The 17113-nt window shown below is 65.4% G+C and carries 19 protein-coding genes; 9 read left to right on the forward strand and 10 right to left on the reverse strand.

What is annotated here, in order from left to right:
• Positions 1-238 precede the first annotated feature (238 nt).
• Both AC1DE3_RS24105 and AC1DE3_RS24110 read right to left on the reverse strand, forming a co-directional pair.
• On the reverse strand, positions 239-838 hold the full coding sequence (locus tag AC1DE3_RS24105; protein ID WP_476797787.1) for an NADPH-dependent F420 reductase: 600 nt from the start codon (positions 836-838) through the stop codon (positions 239-241).
• A gap of 90 nt (positions 839-928) precedes the next feature.
• Positions 929-1663: an SDR family NAD(P)-dependent oxidoreductase gene (locus AC1DE3_RS24110; RefSeq protein WP_441514116.1), complete on the reverse strand. Its 735-nt coding sequence runs from the start codon at positions 1661-1663 to the stop codon at positions 929-931.
• A gap of 195 nt (positions 1664-1858) precedes the next feature.
• On the opposite strand from AC1DE3_RS24110, the gene AC1DE3_RS24115 reads away from it, so the two are divergent.
• Positions 1859-2755 carry a LysR family transcriptional regulator gene (locus AC1DE3_RS24115; protein WP_476797786.1) on the forward strand — a complete coding sequence of 299 codons (897 nt, stop codon included), beginning with the start codon at positions 1859-1861 and terminating at the stop codon, positions 2753-2755.
• A gap of 276 nt (positions 2756-3031) precedes the next feature.
• Here the strand turns inward: AC1DE3_RS24115 and AC1DE3_RS24120 are convergent, their stop codons facing one another.
• Positions 3032-3862, reverse strand: a complete 831-nt coding sequence (locus AC1DE3_RS24120) for a M15 family metallopeptidase (RefSeq protein WP_476852823.1) — start codon at positions 3860-3862, stop codon at positions 3032-3034.
• A gap of 389 nt (positions 3863-4251) precedes the next feature.
• On the opposite strand from AC1DE3_RS24120, the gene AC1DE3_RS24125 reads away from it, so the two are divergent.
• From AC1DE3_RS24125 to AC1DE3_RS24160, 8 genes are all read left to right on the forward strand, one after another.
• Positions 4252-4782, forward strand: coding sequence for an NUDIX hydrolase (locus tag AC1DE3_RS24125; RefSeq protein WP_476852824.1), 531 nt, complete (start codon positions 4252-4254; stop codon positions 4780-4782).
• 330 nt (positions 4783-5112) lie between these two features.
• The gene (locus tag AC1DE3_RS24130; RefSeq protein ID WP_476797783.1) at positions 5113-6159 is read left to right on the forward strand and encodes a PhnD/SsuA/transferrin family substrate-binding protein; all 1047 of its coding nucleotides are present in this window, start codon (positions 5113-5115) and stop codon (positions 6157-6159) included.
• A gap of 26 nt (positions 6160-6185) precedes the next feature.
• The gene (locus tag AC1DE3_RS24135; RefSeq protein WP_476797782.1) at positions 6186-7043 is read left to right on the forward strand and encodes an ABC transporter permease; all 858 of its coding nucleotides are present in this window, start codon (positions 6186-6188) and stop codon (positions 7041-7043) included.
• Positions 7040-7786 carry an ABC transporter ATP-binding protein gene (locus AC1DE3_RS24140; RefSeq protein ID WP_441514122.1) on the forward strand — a complete coding sequence of 249 codons (747 nt, stop codon included), beginning with the start codon at positions 7040-7042 and terminating at the stop codon, positions 7784-7786. Before AC1DE3_RS24135 ends, AC1DE3_RS24140 begins: the two co-directional genes overlap by 4 nt.
• Before the next feature lie 24 nt (positions 7787-7810).
• Complete coding sequence (locus AC1DE3_RS24145) at positions 7811-9160, forward strand: LLM class flavin-dependent oxidoreductase (protein ID WP_441514123.1); 1350 nt, start codon at positions 7811-7813, stop codon at positions 9158-9160.
• A gap of 160 nt (positions 9161-9320) precedes the next feature.
• Positions 9321-9503, forward strand: a complete 183-nt coding sequence (locus AC1DE3_RS24150) for a PhnD/SsuA/transferrin family substrate-binding protein (protein WP_441514124.1) — start codon at positions 9321-9323, stop codon at positions 9501-9503.
• Complete coding sequence (locus AC1DE3_RS24155) at positions 9500-9880, forward strand: ABC transporter substrate-binding protein (protein WP_441514210.1); 381 nt, start codon at positions 9500-9502, stop codon at positions 9878-9880. The genes AC1DE3_RS24150 and AC1DE3_RS24155 overlap by 4 nt, the downstream gene beginning before the upstream one ends.
• 58 nt (positions 9881-9938) lie before the next feature.
• Positions 9939-10364 (forward strand): hypothetical protein, encoded by a 426-nt coding sequence (locus AC1DE3_RS24160; RefSeq protein WP_476797781.1) that lies wholly within the window; start codon positions 9939-9941, stop codon positions 10362-10364.
• Positions 10365-10474: 110 nt separating this feature from the next.
• Here the strand turns inward: AC1DE3_RS24160 and AC1DE3_RS24165 are convergent, their stop codons facing one another.
• The 7 genes from AC1DE3_RS24165 to AC1DE3_RS24195 all read right to left on the reverse strand — a co-directional run bounded on the left by AC1DE3_RS24165 (position 10475) and on the right by AC1DE3_RS24195 (position 16827).
• On the reverse strand, positions 10475-11017 hold the full coding sequence (locus tag AC1DE3_RS24165; protein ID WP_441514126.1) for a flavin reductase family protein: 543 nt from the start codon (positions 11015-11017) through the stop codon (positions 10475-10477).
• Positions 11014-12120, reverse strand: a complete 1107-nt coding sequence (locus tag AC1DE3_RS24170) for an LLM class flavin-dependent oxidoreductase (protein ID WP_476797780.1) — start codon at positions 12118-12120, stop codon at positions 11014-11016. Before AC1DE3_RS24170 ends, AC1DE3_RS24165 begins: the two co-directional genes overlap by 4 nt.
• A 41-nt stretch (positions 12121-12161) precedes the next feature.
• Complete coding sequence (locus tag AC1DE3_RS24175; protein ID WP_441514128.1) at positions 12162-13424, reverse strand: LLM class flavin-dependent oxidoreductase; 1263 nt, start codon at positions 13422-13424, stop codon at positions 12162-12164.
• Between the two features lie 17 nt (positions 13425-13441).
• Positions 13442-14413: an LLM class flavin-dependent oxidoreductase gene (locus AC1DE3_RS24180; RefSeq protein ID WP_476797779.1), complete on the reverse strand. Its 972-nt coding sequence runs from the start codon at positions 14411-14413 to the stop codon at positions 13442-13444.
• Between the two features lie 20 nt (positions 14414-14433).
• Positions 14434-15060, reverse strand: coding sequence for a GNAT family N-acetyltransferase (locus AC1DE3_RS24185; RefSeq protein ID WP_441514130.1), 627 nt, complete (start codon positions 15058-15060; stop codon positions 14434-14436).
• Between the two features lie 387 nt (positions 15061-15447).
• Positions 15448-15798: a DUF3088 domain-containing protein gene (locus tag AC1DE3_RS24190; RefSeq protein WP_441514131.1), complete on the reverse strand. Its 351-nt coding sequence runs from the start codon at positions 15796-15798 to the stop codon at positions 15448-15450.
• Positions 15799-15900: 102 nt separating this feature from the next.
• The gene (locus tag AC1DE3_RS24195) at positions 15901-16827 is read right to left on the reverse strand and encodes a LysR substrate-binding domain-containing protein (RefSeq protein ID WP_441514132.1); all 927 of its coding nucleotides are present in this window, start codon (positions 16825-16827) and stop codon (positions 15901-15903) included.
• Positions 16828-17113 lie beyond the last annotated feature (286 nt).

Consider the following 17113-nt stretch of genomic DNA (forward strand, 5'->3'; position numbering starts at 1 on the left):
ATCCGGCGCTTCTGGCCCGCTTCCACCCTTGGGAATGTTTGCCAGCTGGCAAGCCGGTCGGCAACGCCGACACCAGCCCCTGCAGGGGGAGGGCGAGCTTATTGCCAACGTTCACAGGGGCCATCTTCAGGTTGCCTGCCTGAACTCAGCGCGGAAGGTTAGGTTGGGCGCGTTCCAGCCACATGATCAAGGGAAGGGGCGGAGGATACACCCCTCGCACGAACTGCCAGCCAATCCTCTACTGCTCCTTCTTGAACATGTTCTGGAAGATCAGCGCGCCCCAGACGGAGCCGCTGGCGTGAACCAGCGCGCCGCCCTCGTCGAACCGCCCCAGATTGACGGGGGCGAAGCCGAGCTGCCTGGCCAGGGCTGCCACGGATGCGGCCGCGTCCTCGTCGTCGCTCGACAGGAACACGACCCGATGGCCGCCCGCCACGACCGGGTCCATTGCAAGAGCCGCTGCGCCCAGGTGGTTGAACCCCTTGACGACCTTGGCGCCGGCATAGAGCTTCGCCACGAAGGCGGAAGACAGCAGGCCGTCCATGTCCTCCAGCGGAGCCTGGGAGTTGGTCGCATCGACGAGGGTCTTGTGTTCCCAGCTTGGCAAAGCCTTGGCGAGGTCCGGATGCGAGTCGGACCTGATCGCCAGGAAGATCGTATCGGCCTTGAGGGCCTCTTGCCGGGACTTGGCGACGACCTTGGGGCCGATCGCCCGGGCCTGCAGAGCTAGGGCCTCGGGCGGGCGGCGGCTGGCGACGGCCACCTCGAAGTTCCTGCGGGCGAAGGCGTGGGCCAGGGCCTGGCCGATCTTGCCGAAGCCGATGATCGCGTAGCTCATGATGGTCTCCGATATAGGAGGGAGGGATGGCCCGGCCATCAACGGCGCAGCCATCTGGTCTCTGTCGGGCGGGGATTTTCGGGCAGCGCCTCAGATGGCCGAGAAGCCGCCGTCGACGGACAGCTCCATGCCGTTGACGAAGCTGGAGTCGTTGGACGCCAGAAACAGCGCGGCTCCCGCTATCTCCTCGGGAAGGCCCATCGTCCCTCGCGGGATCAGGGACTCGAACATCTTCTTCGCCTCCTCGGTCAGAACCTCGTCCTGCATCGGGGTGGCGATCGGTCCCGGGTGCAGCACGTTCACCCGGATGTTTCTGCCCTTCAGCTCGTTGAGCCATCCTCGCGCGAAGGCGTGCAGCGTCGCCTTGCTCGCCGCGTAGACGCTGTAGCCGGGAAAGCCCTTCAGTGAGGCCACCGAGCCAGTCATGAAGATCGACCCGCCGTCGTTGAACAGCGGCAGCGCCTTCTGCACCGTGAACAGCGTGCCGCGCGCGTTGAGGCCAAAGGTCTTGTCGAAGAGCTCTTGCGTGATCTCGCCCAGCGGCGCCGCCTCGCCGATGCCGGCGCTGGCGTAGAGGACGTCGATCCTGCCCTTCTCCTGCTTCACCGTGTCGAACAACCGATCGAGGTCGTCGAGATTGGCCATGTCGCCTTGAACGGCGGTGACGTTACGGCCGATCTGCTTGACGGCCTCGTCAAGCGCCTCTTGCCGCCGACCGGTGATGAAGACATAGGCGCCTTCGTCGACAAACCGCTTGGCACTCGCCAGCGCCATGCCGCTCGACCCGCCCGTGATGACCGCGACCTTACCGTCCAGCTTACCCATGATCGTCTCCTTTGGGTTCCTTCGTGGCCGTGAGAGGACGACCCGAGAGCCCCGAGATGGCCCTGGCGGCACGCGACGGTGAGTGCGGAGGCGTGAACATCGGTGGTGCGAAAACTAACCGGGTGAATTGGATGGCAACATCGGATCACTGCGCCCGAGCTTTGAAGAGGCACCTTTCCGGTGCAGGATTATGCTATGATCGATTGGGACGATGTTCGCTATTTTCTGGCCGTCGCGCGCGCCGGCTCAGTGCGGGCCGCCGCCGAGCGCCTCGCCGTGAACCACGCGACCGTGCTGCGGCGCGTCGCTAAACTGGAGCAGCGGCTCGGGGCGGGAGTGTTCGAGAAATTGCCGACGGGCTACCGCCTGACGACGGCGGGAGAGGAGGTTTTGGAGTTCGCCGAGCAGATGGAGACCTCGTCACACCAACTGGAGGCGCGCGTGTTCGGGCGCGACCGGAGCGCGCGCGGCCTCTTGCGGCTGACGCTGCCGCCTTTCCTCGCGACGCATCTGTTCATGCCGGACCTCTCTGATTTCGCGCGCCTGCACCCCGAAATCGAGATCGAAATCATGTCGACCGGGGAGGTCGCGAACCTGACCAATCGAGAGGCCGATGTGGCGATCCGCTTCGTCGTCGACCGCAAGACCCTCCCGCTCAATCTCCACGGCCTGATGGGACCGGAACTGGCCAGCGGGGTCTACCTGTCCCGCGACCTGCTGGCGAAGTGGCGGGCGGGCGCGCAGAGGCCCATCCGGCCGATCGTCATTAACGATCACGGCATCCCGGACTGGGCTCGCGCGGGCGAGATCCGAACTGCCGAGGTACCTTTCAGGACCCCGGACGCCGAGGCGCAAATAGCCGCGGTTCGCCAAGGGATCGGCTTGACGAGGCTGCCGTGCTTTGTCGGCGACTCCGATCCCCAGCTGACCCGAGCGCCAGGTATCCTGCCGCAGCGCAACGGCGTGCTCTGGCTCCTCACCCATGGCGAGACCCGCAAAACCAAGCGCGTTCGGCTGTTCATGGAATTCGCTTCCCACAGGTTCGCTGTCTACGCACCGTTGCTTGCGGGACTGTCCGTATCGAGCAACTGACACGGCAAGTCTTCCGCGACACTGTGGAGCATACGACACCTTGGAGGCACCCCGTTGTCGCGTTGGAACTAAATGGGAGACAACGCATCGCGCTGAATGTCCGGTTTATACCGCGCAGCTGAGTTCAGCTATTGGCGCAGCTTAGACACGGCCGATGGAAACAATGAGCTTGGCTCTGGGCTGAATTACTTTACCACGGAGCCCGAACTGCTTCTGGAAAAAGCTTGTGGTGCTCGGCGCGCTGCCGGGATTTGGCAGCGGCGACGGCTGCTCAGATCACCGCTTGCGGGCGTTCGGCGAGACAAGCTCGAAATGCGAGCGGTCCATATGCTTGTAGCCGTGGAAATGACCACCCCATCGGAGCGATACGCCCAATTCACGTCCGGCCTGCGCCAGCGCGTCAGCAATCCGATTCTGAATTTCCGGATCAAAGACGATCTGTCCCGTCTGATCGAGCGGCCATAGGTCCACTGCCTTGCCCGACCGGTGCGAGCTGGCACTAGTCAATGACCAGCCCCAGGCAACCGCCATGCGTTGCTGTTTGCGGTCACGTCTCCCGGAGCCGATCACGAAGCGCAGCCCTGGATTATCGGCTTGCGCCTTCCGCACGACTTTGGCGAGGATTGGTCGGATGGCCCGAAGATTCGCCTCGTGGTTTGCCAGTGGATTTGAATTCCATGCGCGGAACATCGCGAGTTGATCTCGCCCGAATTCATCCCGAGGGGGAATTGTCGCGTAGATGCCGGCCGGCCCGTACCGCGGCGGATCGGCAAGGACATCCGGCGAAGTACGCAATCTACCGCCTGGTTCGCTGTGAGCTCCGCTGTTCAGGCCGAAACTGAAGAGCGCAATGCACCACAATCTCCAGTGGTAACCTGCCTTTCCACGCATCATGACCCGCACAATCGCAGTCCGATGGTGCCAAAGGAAGGCGGCCAGCTTGAGTTTGACCTCAAGCAAAGTTGAGCACCCGCCAAGGAGCAGGCTGCTTTCGGCTTGGCATGTCCGGTTCCGGGTGATCGCCCAATGTCCGACTCTGGCGCACGACGGCCGGGCGGATCGGGCCTCGTATGACTGACTGGGTCGATTATTGGTCAGGTTGGTCATGATGGCCCGGCGCCCCGTGATCGAAGGGCCAGAGCATCAGTTACTTCGTCCTCGATGGCTTTCAGAAGCTCCTGATAATCGTTTGCAACCGCGCGAGCCTCCGATCCGCGCTCATCGCTTCAATAGCCGAACGCTACTGCCGCGAGTTCATAGCATTCAAGTAGTTCGATAAGAGGGCCATTCGCGAGTTGCTCAAGTTCAATCCCTTGTCAGGCCACTGGACCATCAGGCGGGTCAAGCCAGATTTCTGCTCGGGTGTCATGGTTGGATTCCGCTGCCCGCTACAAACTGCGCGCCTCGCCACGCTCCGCATATTGCCTTTGAGGACAGGCTGACCTGGATCGGGATCGCGCACGTGTCACGGACAATTCACGTGGACGCTTGTCCCCGTGATTCAAAAATTGCGTGGTCGGCCCGCGCCCGCATGTTGTCTCAAGCTTGATTGGGCGGCCATTCTGGCCTCGGCGACGCTCGATGAAAACGACCCGCTCATGAAGAAGCTCCAAGGCAAAGCGAAGCTGCAGGTGGGTGCGCTGCCGCTGCGTAGAAATGCGGCGGGACAATGGGAAATATTGCTCGTGACGACGCGCTCCACTAAGCGTTGGACCGTTCCGAAAGGGTGGCCGATCAAGAAGCTCAAGGCTCATGAGGCCGCCGGCAGAGAGGCTCTGGAGGAGGCTGGTGTCGTTGGGCCCGTCAAGAGAAAGCCAGTGGGGCGATTTCTTTACTGGAAGCGGCTGCAGGCGAGCTTCAGCCTCTGCAAGGTTCGGCTTTACCCAATGCACGTGACACAACAGCTAGCCCATTGGCCGGAGGAAGCGCAGCGCCTTCGACATTGGTTCAGCTTGGAGGACGCATCGGATCTGGTCGAAGAGCCTGGCCTTCGGAAGGTTCTCGCAACGTTGAAGCCGGAGCGCTAAGCTTCAGACTAGGATCTGGACCAAAGACGAAAATCCATGCCGGCGGCCCAACCGGGGCACGTCCGCATTCTGGCAGAATCTCGAAGTCCGCTACTGGCGCGAGATCACCCCAACAGTGGGCGACGCGACTGCAGATCGGATAGCTCGCAGGACGCGCATCAGGCTGAACGACCCATTCCTTCCTGAATCCCATAAGAGGCTTGGAAGGTTCTTCGGATTTATATCGTATCTTAAAAAGAACATTCGTTTGACTAAACAAACGATTCTTTTGCAGGATTTGGTGAGGTCAGCGGTGATCGCCGACGCAACCAATCTGCAAAGGGGACGACCATGGCAGATGCGACTGGGTGGTCCAAGCATGTCCAAGCCGGCCGCCGTGCGCTGCTGAAGGCGTCGCTGCTTCTCCCTTTCGTCTCCCACGCCATCGCTGGCGCAGCGGCTCAGGGGGCACTTCTTCCCCAACACATCCCTGCCGGGACGAAACTGGTTGTGGCCGATCAGAACGAGGCTTTGCAGACACTGATCCGCGCCTCGGGCGTGCAGGCGAAGCTGTCGAGCGACGTGACCTACGCCAATTTTCTCGGCGGTCCGGCGATCCTCGAAGCCTTCCGCGCCGGAGCGCTCGACCTCGCCACCGTCGGGAACACGCCGCCGATACAGGCCCATGCCGCCAGCGAGAAGATCCCGATCGTCGCCGCGCGCGTCTCTTCCGAGACCGACTATTTCCTCGCGGTCCGCGCCGGCCTGAAGATCGGCAGCCTCGAGGAGCTGAAGGGCAAGAGTATCGCCTATGGCGAAGGCACGGGGCGCCAGCCCTTCGTGCTCAACGCGCTGAAGCTCGCGGGCCTGACGCGCAAGGACGTGAAGCTCGTGCCCCTCAGGGCTGCAGACTTTCCAGATGCTATCCGGACCGGGCAGGTCGATGTCGCCGCACTCAACGAGCCGCATTTCTCGCGCTACCTCGCCGATTTCGCCGATCGCGGCGCCAGCGCCCTGCCCAAGGCGCAGAACGACCGCCTGCCCAAGAGCCTGACCTATCTCTACGCCAGCCAGAAAGCCCTCGACGACCCGGCGAAGGCGGCGGCAATCCGCGAATTCGTGGCAGGCTGGATCGACGCCAGCCGCTGGTCGCACCAGAATGTCGATGCCTGGGTGGATGCCTATTACGTCAAGCGCCAGAACCTGAAGCCGACCGATGGCCGCAAGATCGTGGAATCCGAGGGCGAGTTCCAGTTTCCGCGGCTCGCCAGCCTGATCGCCAAGCAGCAATCGCTGATCGACGTGATCCACGAAGCCGGCGACCTGCCGAAGCGCCTCGATGCGCGGGAGGAATTCGACCTGCGCTTCGATGAGGTCATCGGCACCAAGATCAACTGAAGCCCTGCTCGGAACGGATGGATGCCATGAGCCTGATAACCTATGCCACAGGCTTCCAGGCCGACGCGAACGCCTGGGAGCGCTCCGCCGGAACGCAGGAGCCGCGGCCGCCGCAGCTCGCGCCCTCGCGACTTCCCCCCGGCGGAATCCTGTTCGGCCCGATTGCGCTGGTCGTCATCTGGGAGCTGGCGTCGAGCCTCGGCTGGCTCTCGCCGAAATTCCTGGCAGCGCCGTCGACGGCGGTCCTGACCGGCTTCGAACTCCTGAGCAACGGTACGCTGGCCGACCATTTCCTCGCCTCGGCGAAGCGGGCCTATCTCGGCCTCGGCATCGGCGTCGCGATAGGGCTCACGATGGCACTCGCGGCCGGGCTTAGCCGCATCGGCGAGGCCTCTCTCGACGGGCTCGTCCAGATCAAGCGCGCCGTGCCGACGCTGGCTCTGATCCCGCTCGCCATTCTCTGGCTCGGTATCGGCGAGGCGATGAAGATCGCGCTGATCGCCTCTAGTGTGCTGGTGCCGATCTACATCAACACGCATGCGGCGCTGCGAGGCATCGACATCCGCCATGTCGAGCTCGCCCGCAGCGTCGGGCTTTCGCGTAGCGCCTTCCTGCGCGAGGTTGCGCTGCCGGGCGCGCTGCCCGGCTTCTTCACGGGCCTGAGACTGGCCGTCACCACCTGCTGGACGGCGCTCGTCGTGCTGGAGCAGATCAACACCACAGAGGGCATCGGCTATCTGATGAACCGCGCCCGCGACTATGGCCAGACCGATGTCATCGTCGTCGGCCTCGCCATCTATGCCATCCTCGGTCTGGGCTCGGATTTCGCGGTGAGGTTTTGGGCGCGGCGTGCGCTGTCCTACCGCAAGGCGCTCGCCTCATGAATGCGTCCGCCCATCCGCTCAACCTGCCACAGGGCCATGGTCCCGCCGCCGTCAGCCTGCGTGGTGTCACCCGTCGCTTTTCCGGGCGCAGCGTGCTCAGCGACGTCTCGCTCGATTTCGCTCCCGGCCAGTTCGTCGCGCTGATCGGCAAGAGCGGCTCGGGCAAGAGCACCTTGCTGCGGGCCCTGGCCGGTCTCGACGACGGCGTCGAAGGCGAAGGCCGGATCAGCGTGCCCGCCGACCGTTCGGTTCTCTTTCAGGATTCCCGGCTGCTGCCCTGGAAGAATGCGCTGCAGAATGTCGTCTTCGGCCTGCGCAGGGCGGATGCGGACGAGCGTGGCCGCACGGCTCTTGCCGATGTCGGGCTCGGCGGACGCGAGGACGCGTGGCCGAACGCTCTCTCGGGCGGCGAGCAACAGCGAGTCGCGCTGGCGCGCTCGCTAGTGCGTCAGCCACGCCTGCTCCTGGCCGACGAGCCCTTCGGCGCCCTCGATGCCCTGACGCGCATCAGGATGCACGATCTGCTCTTCCGCCTGATCCGCCAGCATCAGCCGACCGTGCTGCTGGTCACACATGATGTCGACGAGGCGATCAAACTCGCCGACCGCGTTCTGGTGATGGAGGACGGCCGCATCGTCGTCGACCGCCCGGTCGCCCTGGCGCATCCACGCCTGAAGGATCCCGATTTCGAAACCTTGCGCGGCGAACTGCTCGCAGCGCTCGGCGTCACCGACGCCGTCTAGCCGCCACCCAGAGGATCGACCGTCATGGCACGCGAACTCCACCTCAATCTCTTCATCAACGGCCGGGGCCATCACGAAACCGCCTGGCGCCATCCCGCCTCGACCAAGAAGGCGTTGAGCGATCTCTCCTATTATCGCGACCTCGCGCTGGCGGCGGAAGCGGCCAAGCTCGACTCGATCTTCTTCGCCGACCAGCTCGCGCTCGGTGACGAGCTTGCCCATGCGGCGCGGGGCGAGCTGGAGCCGATCACGCTGCTGGGGGCGCTTGCCGCCGCGACGAGCCGTATCGGGCTGATTGCCACCGCGTCGACCACCTATAACGAGCCCTATAATCTCGCTCGCCAGTTCGCTTCTTTGGACCATATCAGCGGCGGGCGCGTTGGCTGGAACATCGTCACCTCATGGGCGCCGGGCGCTGCCGTCAATTTCGGTCAGGACTCTCAGGTCGGCCTCGACCAGCGCTATGCGCGCGCCCACGATTTCGTCGAGGCGGTGTCCAAGCTCTGGGACAGTTGGGCCCGGGACGCGATCGTCGATGACCGTGCGGGTGGGACCTACGCCCTGCCCGAGCGGGTCGGGCGCGCCGAGCACCGCGGCAGCCATTTCAGCGTCGCTGGAGCGCTCAACATTCCGCGCTCCCCTCAGGGGCGGCCGGTCTTCGTTCAGGCTGGAGCGTCAAAGGACGGGCGCGCCTTCGCGGCGCGCTACGCCGAGGCGATTTTCACGGCACATCTCACCAAGGAAAGCGCCGTTGAATTCTATGCCGACATCAAGACGCAGGCCCGCGCGCGCGGCCGAAGCTCCGACCAAATCGTCATCCTCCCTGGTCTCAGCGCCGCTATCGGCTCGACCGAGGCGGAGGCGAAGCGGGTGTGGGGGGAGCTGAACGAGCTGTCTCATCCGAGCGTTGGACTGGCCAGGCTGTCGAGCCGCTTCGGTGGCCATGACTTCTCGCATCTCAATCTCGACGACGTCCTGTCGGTGGCGGATTTCCCCGACCCGTCGCAGGTTCAGGCTTCTCGCAGCCGGTCCCAGTCAATCACCGCACTGGTCGCACGCGAGCGCCCGACATTGCGCGGCCTGCTCCACAGCCTCGCCGGCGCGAGGGGGCATTTTACCGCGACGGGGACGCCGGAACAGATCGCCGACATCATCGAGGACTGGTTCACCTCGGGCGCCTCGGACGGCTTCAACGTCATGCCGCCGATCCTGCCGGCACAGTTCGAGGTCTTTGCGGATGAGGTGGTGCCGCTGCTGCGCAAGCGCGGCCTGTTCAGGAGCGACTATCGCGATGGAACGCTGCGCGACCGGCTCGGTCTCGCCCCGGTTCCCAGCCGCTTCGATCCGCCCGAGCCAGCCAAGCGTTCGGCCTGAGCGTCGGCGCGGACCCAACTGGAAAGACCAGCCGACTGCTCTCACGGTGGATTCGTTCTTCCCTCGTCGCCGCGCTTTGGAAGCAAAGACCTCTCCTGCCGTGGGATAAGGCCCATCTGCCTCGGGCCGAGGTTGCGCGGAAGCGAGCGTGAGATGATGGATGCGGCTGCTGGTGCCCGAAACCGCCAACATCCGTAGCCTCAAGGATCTCAAGGGCAAGTCGGTCGCCGTGACCGATCCGGCGAGCCCGGTGCGGAATTTCTTCGCCATCCGCCTCGCCGAGATCGGGCTCGATCCCGAGAAGGACGTGAGCTTCCCCAGGACCTGTTCGGCGAAGCGCTGAAGAAGGGCGAAGTCCAGGCGCTCGCCGGCGACGATCCGCATCTCTACCTGATCCGGGAACGCGACAAGCTCGTCGAGCTCGCCACTAATCTCGAAGGCCAGTACGCGAAATCGACCTGCTGCGTGCTCGGCCTGCGCGGCGCCCTGATCCGCAACCAGCCCGAGGTCGCCGGAGCGATCTCGCGCGCCATCGTCGAGGCACAGGCCTGGACGGCGGCCAATCCCGACGAGAGGGCCGAGATCTTCGCGCCCTTCGTTCCGGCCAAGGTCACGCCCGAGACGGTAGCCGCGATCCTGCGCAGCCACACCCATGACCATCATTCCACCGGCGCGGCGTTTCGCGACGACGTCGCCCTGTTCTCAAGCTCGTCAACGTGATTCGCAAGAACACCGACGCCAAGGCCTTTGCGCAGAAGATCCTCCCCAATGTCCCCGTTTGAACAGACCGGGTCCGCACCCGCATTCGACCGCCCGCGCCCGCATTTTCTCGCCTGCCGAGATGAGCTGGTCCGGCGCGGCGCGCGTGCCGGGCTTCGACGCCCGCTGTGCCGACGGAACACTGCTTTCGCCAGGAAACGGCAAGCCGATGTGGCTGCTAGTGAGCGGCGGCGAGAGTGAAACCGTGCTCGCTCAGGTCGACGGAGCCACCGAGCGCTGCTCCGTTGAGGATCCAGCGCCTTGGGCGGTGGCCTTGGCCGCGCTCACCGGCGGCCCTGTGCCGCCAGCGCAGGTTCTGGTCGACGCCAATGGCTGGCTACGACGCGCCTTCCGGACCGAGGATGACGCCTCGCCGGAACTCGTCGCGGCCGAACTGTCGCGCATTCGAGCCAGCCCGTTCGACGGCTCTTCGATCCACCACTGACACCATGCGGTCGCCATCGCAGAGCCAGGAGACTGCGACATGTCCTGCCGTGGCCGTCAGCCCGGCTAAGAGCCCGAACTTGCACCACTGTGTCTTGCGGCCATCCTTCACTAAATGCCGGCGCCGGCCTGCAATTCGTCGTCGAGCTGGCCGTAGACGCCGCGCCAATAGAGCAGCGCGCCCTCGTTCTGGGCGTGGCTGATCGCCTTGATGCGCCCGATGAGGATCGTGTGGGAGTGACGCTCGAGCGCCTCTTCCGTGTCGCAATCGATGACGGCAAGGGCGCCGTCGAGCGTCGGGGCCCCGGTCACGAGCGTCCCCCAGTCCGCACCGGCGAAGCGGGCCTCTCCTTTGAAGCCGCCACGCCCCGCGAAGTGGTCGGCGATCGGTCTGTGCCGGGCGCCGAGCACGTTGATCGCGAAATGGCCGGCCGCCTCGATCACAGGCCAGGCCGAGGCTGTGCGGTTGACGCAGACGATCACCGTCGGCGGCTCTGCGGATAGCGCGGTGACGGAGGTCGCGGTCAGGCCCGCCCTGCCGCCGCCATGGCAAGCGGTGACGATGCTCACCGCGCCGGCCACATTCCGCATCACGGATTTGAAGGCATCCGTCGCGATGTCGTCCGCCGTGAGGCGGGTGGGCAAGTAGTTCATGTCGCTCCTCGATCGGCCGATCGGGCTCTCTGGCCGTTATGCAACAGGGGCAGCAAGGTCCGGCCCTGCCGTTCGATCTCGCGTAGATAGGGTGTGTCCGACAGGATGAACTTGGTGATGCCCAGATCGCGGTATTTGAGCAGGGACTGCGCGACTTCTTCCGCCGAGCCGACCAGCCAAGTCGTCCCCGCGCCGCCACCACCGAACTTTCCGGGCGTGGTGTAGAGAGCGCTGTCGAGCACCCCACCGCGGGCCTGCAGGTCGAAGAGGCGCTGTTGGCCGACTGCGACGCCGCGCCGGTGATCATTCCAGCTCGCACCGCTGCCCGTCGCCATTTCCGCGACCTTGGCCTCGGCCGCAGCCCAGGCCTCGGAAGAACTGTCGCGCACGAGCGTGGTGATCCGTAAGCCGAATTCCAGAGGAGGCAGATCGCGGTCCAGCCGCCTGGAGAGCGCCTTGAGACGCTCGATCCGCTGACGGATGTCGTCAAGCGGCTCGCCCCAGAAGAGCTGAACGTCCGCCTCCACCGCTGCGACGCGCTCGGCCGCCTCCGAGGCACCGCCGAAATAGAGCGGCGGATGCCGCCTATCGCCGCTGACGCGGATGCGGGGTTGGGCCGTCGAATCCGTGACCCGAAAATACGCGCCTTCGAAGGTCACATTCTCCTTCGTCCACAGGCGGCGGATGAGACGCATGAACTCCCGCGTCCGCTCGTAGCGGTGGGCCTGGTCGCCCTCGCTGTCGCCATAGGCGGCAAGGTCGTCCTTGCCGGAAACGATGTTGAAACGGACCCGGCCGTCGCTGAGACGGTCCAGCGTCGCGCCGGCCGCGGCAAGATGAGCCGGGCGCCAGTAGCCCGGGCGGATCGCAATCAGTGGCTGGAACCGCGTCGTGCGAACGGCGAGCGCGGTCGCGAGCGTGAAGGTGTCGGGCCGTCCCCAACCCGTGCCGATCAGCGCGCCGGCCCAGCCGTTTTCCTCCAGCGCCCTGGCATGGCGCGTCAGCGTCTCCAGGCTGTTGTGGTCGGCGCTGACGGTGTCGCCGCGATGCCCGAAATCGACGGCGTTGGGGATGTAACAGAGATGCTCCGTCGTGGCGCTCATGAGGCCGATCCGTTCATTCATCGCCGCCTTCGGCCGCGGCGTCAGGCCGCGAGGCCGAGATGGTCGCGCAGCGACGTGTGCTGATAGTCGCGGCGGAATACGCCGCGATCCTGCAGCACCGGGATGACCTTCTCGACGAATTCGTCGAAACCGCCCGGCGTAAGATGCGGGGCGAAGACGAAGCCATCGGCCGCGTCCTCCTGCACATGGCGGTCGATCTCTTCTGCGATCTGATGCGGCGTGCCGATGAACTGCTTGCGCTCGGTCACGCGGATGATGAGGTCGCGGATGCTGAGCCCCTCGTCTTCGGCCAGTTCGCGCCAGGCCTTGGCGGTTTCGAGCCTGTCATCGTAGCGGTTCGCGCGGCCTTGAGCGAGTTGGGCAGAAACATCCGGCTCGATCTCCGGCAAGGGGCCGTCGGGATCGCAGGCGGAGAGATCGCGATTCCAGACCTGCTCCAGAAAAACGATCGCGCCCTTGGGGCTGACCTGCTGGAGCCGGATGGCGCGGTGGCGCGCCTTCGCCTCCTCCGGAGTGTCGCCGAGAACGAAATTGGCCCCGGGCAGGATTTTCAGCGAATCGCGGCTGCGGCCGTACCGGGCGAGGCGGTCCTTGGCGTCGGCATAGAAAGCCTGCCCCTCATCGAGCGTGCCGTGGCGCGAATAGATCAGGTCGGCATGGCTTGCTGCGAGCTCGCGTCCGGCGTCGGAATCGCCGGCCTGCGCGATGACCGGCCTGCCCTGCGGCAAGGGCGCGGCGTCGGTCGTCCCGGCAATGTCGAAATGCGCTCCATGGGCTTCGAATGCACCGCCGCCCCATATCTTGCGCGCGGTCTCGATGAAATCGCGGGCGCGTTCATAGCGCTGGGCGAAGGGCAGATGGTCGCCGCGCCGGAAATTGGCGCCGGTGAATGCCCCGGGAGAGGTCACGACGTTCCAGCCCGAGCGGCCTTCGGAGAGGATGTCCAGCGTGGCGAGCTGGCGCGCCAGCGGATAGGGCTCGTTGAAGGTCGTGGTCAGTGTGCCGATGAGACCGACATGGTGGGTAACCGAGGAAAGCGCGGTCAGGATGGCCAAGGTGTTGGGGCGACCTGCCACGTCAAGCTCGTGGAAACGGCCCTTCTGCTCCCGGATGCGCAGGCCTTCGGCAAGGAAAATGAAGTCGAATTTGCCGCGCTCCACCGTCTCGGCAAGGCGGTGGAAGGACGAGAAGGCGATCTGGCTGCCGGCCTGAGGGTCGCTCCAGACGGTGAAATTATTCACGCCGGGAAACTGCGCGCCGAGGATGACCTGTTTCCTGCTCATGACATCAACCCTCGTCTTCAGGCCGCGGATGCGTAGCGGCTGGGCGTCGCCGGCAGGCCGAAGCGCCGCCGCAGCGATCCTCCGGCCGCCGGCCGCACGAGACCGGCTGCGCGCAGTGCCGGCGCGGTATGGGTCGCGAAGGCTTCAGCCTCCTCCGGCGCGCCCGACAATGTGAGGCTCACCGCGCGCGCACCGGCCGCGGCGGCCCGCCGCAAAGCCGCGAACAGGGTATCGCTCTCGCCGAGCTCGGCCACGATCAGCGTCTGCTTCGCGCCGGGGCGCTCCCTGAAGGCGGCGATGTGCGCGATCCCCAGGACGGTGAGGTCAGCCTGGACGGCCGTCGTATCGTCATCGCCGGGGGCCCAGCGCGCGGCGACGACCGGCTGCCCCTGCGGCGGGCGCGGGGTGATCGAGGGACCGAGAACCTTGAAGGCCTCTCCTGCGAAGTCGACGTAGTGCAGCTTGCCACCGTCGAGATAGCGCTGCGTGCGGGTGTCCCGGATGACCGCGTCGTCCTCCCAACTGTCCCAGAGGCGCCGGACGACGTCGATGGCGTCGGCGAGATCACGGTCGAGCGCCTTTTCGCTTCCGGCATCGGGAAAGCCGTTGAGACGGCCGATCGCCGCGAATGCCGCCGCGTTTCGTTCACTCCGCAAACGTTGCACGAGCAGGCCGGCCCGGCCTTCGCTGACATGGTCGAGCGTCGCGATCGCGGTCGAGACATGGAAAGGCTCGGCAAGGTTGAGCGCCGCTCCCGCGATGAGGCCTATCCGCGGCGCCAGGGGCGCCAACCAGTTGGCGAGCAGGGTGGCGTCCGGGCCGTCACCGTCCGGGCGGCCGAAGCCGTCCTCCAGAACCGCGAATTCGGCCACGCCGTCGAGCGTCGTGATCAAACGCGCCCAGCGTTGCCGCCAGTTCGTCGCAAGGCCGTGGGCGCGGCCGCCGAGATCCACTGTAACGCCGAGGATGAGCGGTTCGATCGGGTTCATGTCGTTGGTCCGGAGAGGGATCAGGCGGCCAGCACGCCGTGATGGGTAAGGCGCGCCAGGATGCGGGCTTCCTGCTCTTGCTTAATCACGGCCACGCGTGCGGTCGCGGCCTCGAGCGACTCGGCCGGCGGCTTGACCGGCGAGGCGTCCGGGCGCGCGGCCGCGCGGCCGATCTGCTTCTCGAAGGGCAGGGAGCGATAGAGAGCCGGATCGGCCGCAACGTCGAAGAGCGGCCGATAACCCAGCTTGAGATAGAGCGCGGTCGCTTCGGGTTGGCGGAATCCGGTCGTCAGGTAGGCGCGCGTATAGCCGAGCGCTGCGGCGCGCACCTCGAGCTCCGCGACGACGCGCTCGGCGAGCCCCTGGCGGCGAACGTCGCCATCCGTCCAGATGCGCTTGAGCTCGGCGGTCTCGTCGTCATGGCTCATGAAGGCGCCGCCGGCGATCGTGCGGCCATCGCGCTGCAGGAGGATGAAATCGCCTAACGGGGGCTGGAAGGCCTCGGACGGATAGCGGAACAGTTCCGAGCGGGCGCCGCCCGGCCGGCTGTTGGCGCCGTAGCGGCCGTCATATTCCCGGATCAGCCCCTCGACGAGGGGGTGTGCCGGATCGTCGTGATGCGACGACCGGATGAAGACGTCAGTCATGGTGAGATCTCCGTGAACGGCCTTTTCGCGACGCGCGGTGGCATCGGCGCGGCAGGACAGCCTTTCCACCATCGGCCGGCCGGTCGCTGGTGCGCGATCGTTGCCGGTGCCTATGCTGGACAGATCAATGCCCTGGAAGAAGGCAGACGATGCAATTCAATGGCTCGCGCGGCTGATCTGTCAAATTCAATGATCGCATATGCTTCTTCTCGATAATAATAATGGCGGATACCGAGAATGCACTTCCGATGCATTGCTGTAACGCATTGAAATTATTCTATCGCAGCGAGGCATGGCGCTTGCCTTTTTCTCGAAAGCATTCACTGAAGCCCCTGCCTGGGAGATGCCGCCAGCATGTCCGTTCCGCTCGCGCCGGGCGTGCCGGCCTCAGTGCGGCCAGGGCGTGCCGTGCCGTTCGGCCAAAACTTCGAGAATGCGGCGCGTGTCGTTGAGAAAGCGGCGGCCGTCGCTCTCAAGGGCATCGGGCGGAGCGGTGGATGCGTCGGCGAAAACGAGGACCGGCAGGCCTTGATGGGCTTCGTCCAGCGCGGCGATGACCGCCTCGCGCGGGCGAGCGAAGGGCACGCGCCGGACTTCGACGGCGTCCTTCAAGGCGGGAAAGCTCGCCAGCACACCTTCGATTTGATTGCAGAACGGGCAGAACCAGAGCTTGCCCGGCAGCTTGGGGTCGGCGAAGCCGGGTTCGATCAGGAAGATGGTGTCGCGCGGCGTGCTCATGATGTGACGGCTCCGTTGCGGAGGAAACGGCCGATCGGCCGTCGAAGAAGACCACACGCGTCGCAGGTCGATGACCTGCTGGACGCGTGTGACCGGCTGGACTCATCGCGGCTCAGAGCCGACCGCGGCGCGCACCGTCGCGGCTGTCAGCTCCGGCCGGCAGAGTTCGATGAAGCGCTGGGCGTAGCCGGGCAGGAAACGCCCGCGCGGCACGGCGATGTAGGAGGTCGCCTCGGGAAACAGATCGTCGGCGATCTTGACAAGATCCTCGTCCCGTTTCGGATCGAAGGCGATCTCAGTGACGATGCCGAGCCCCAGCCCGAGAGCCACATAGGACTTGATCACGTCCGTATCGATGGCGTCGACGACGATGTCCGGTGTCAGGCCTTGTTCCCGGAACGCCGCGTCGATCAGCGGCCGACCGGTGAAGCCGAGGCCGTAGGTCACGATCGGCCGCTGCGCGATCGTCGCGAGGTCGAGCCCGGTTCGACCGGCGAGGGGGTCTGAGCGGTCGGCGATGACGATGTGGCGCCAAGTGTAGTAGGGAAAGGTCGCGAGTTCGGCGGCGCTCGTGAGGCTTTCGGTCGCGATGCCGATATGGGCTGAACCCTCGCGCAGGCGGGTGACGATGTCGCCGGGATCGCCCTGGCTGATCGAGAGCCTGACCTGCGGAAACTCCGACCGGAAGCGCTTGACGATTTCGGGCAGGGCGTAGCGCGCCTGGGTGTGGGTCGTGGCGATCACGAACTCGCCCGCCGACGGGTCGCGGAGATGGCCGGTCACGCGCTTGATGCTCGTCGCGTCGGCGAGAATGCGCTCGACATAGCCGAGCACGGCGCGCCCGGCCTCGGTGAGGCCCAGCATGCGCTTGCCGCGCCGTTCGAACAACGCGACGCCGAGTTCGAGCTCGAGATCCTTGATGTGCTTCGAGACACCGGATTGCGACGTGTTCAGCGCGGCCGCGGCCTCGGTGAAGTTGAAGCCGCTGCGGACGGCCTCCTGAACAATGCGGAACTGCTGGAGATTCATCGATCAGGAAGGGAAGTTGGCGATCCGGACGCGTGGGCGAAGACCGCGATCATAAGGGGTGAGCGCGAGGGGGTCTTTCCGAAGTCGACCCCACCCGGAGGAGGACTTCCGCCATGATGCGGGGCTGGCGAATGCGCTCTTCTGCGGGTCTCTCGTTGCGATGGCCGCGGGCTGTGGCTGAGCAGACGGCCCGGATGGCCGCGCCCTTTTGCCGGACGCCCCCGAGGAGCTAGGGCCTTATCGCGAATTTTGGTTGCGGCAGAGAAGAAGTTCTCTCCGATCGCGA

It is taken from the genome of Allobosea sp. 10L417, from assembly GCF_056395485.1.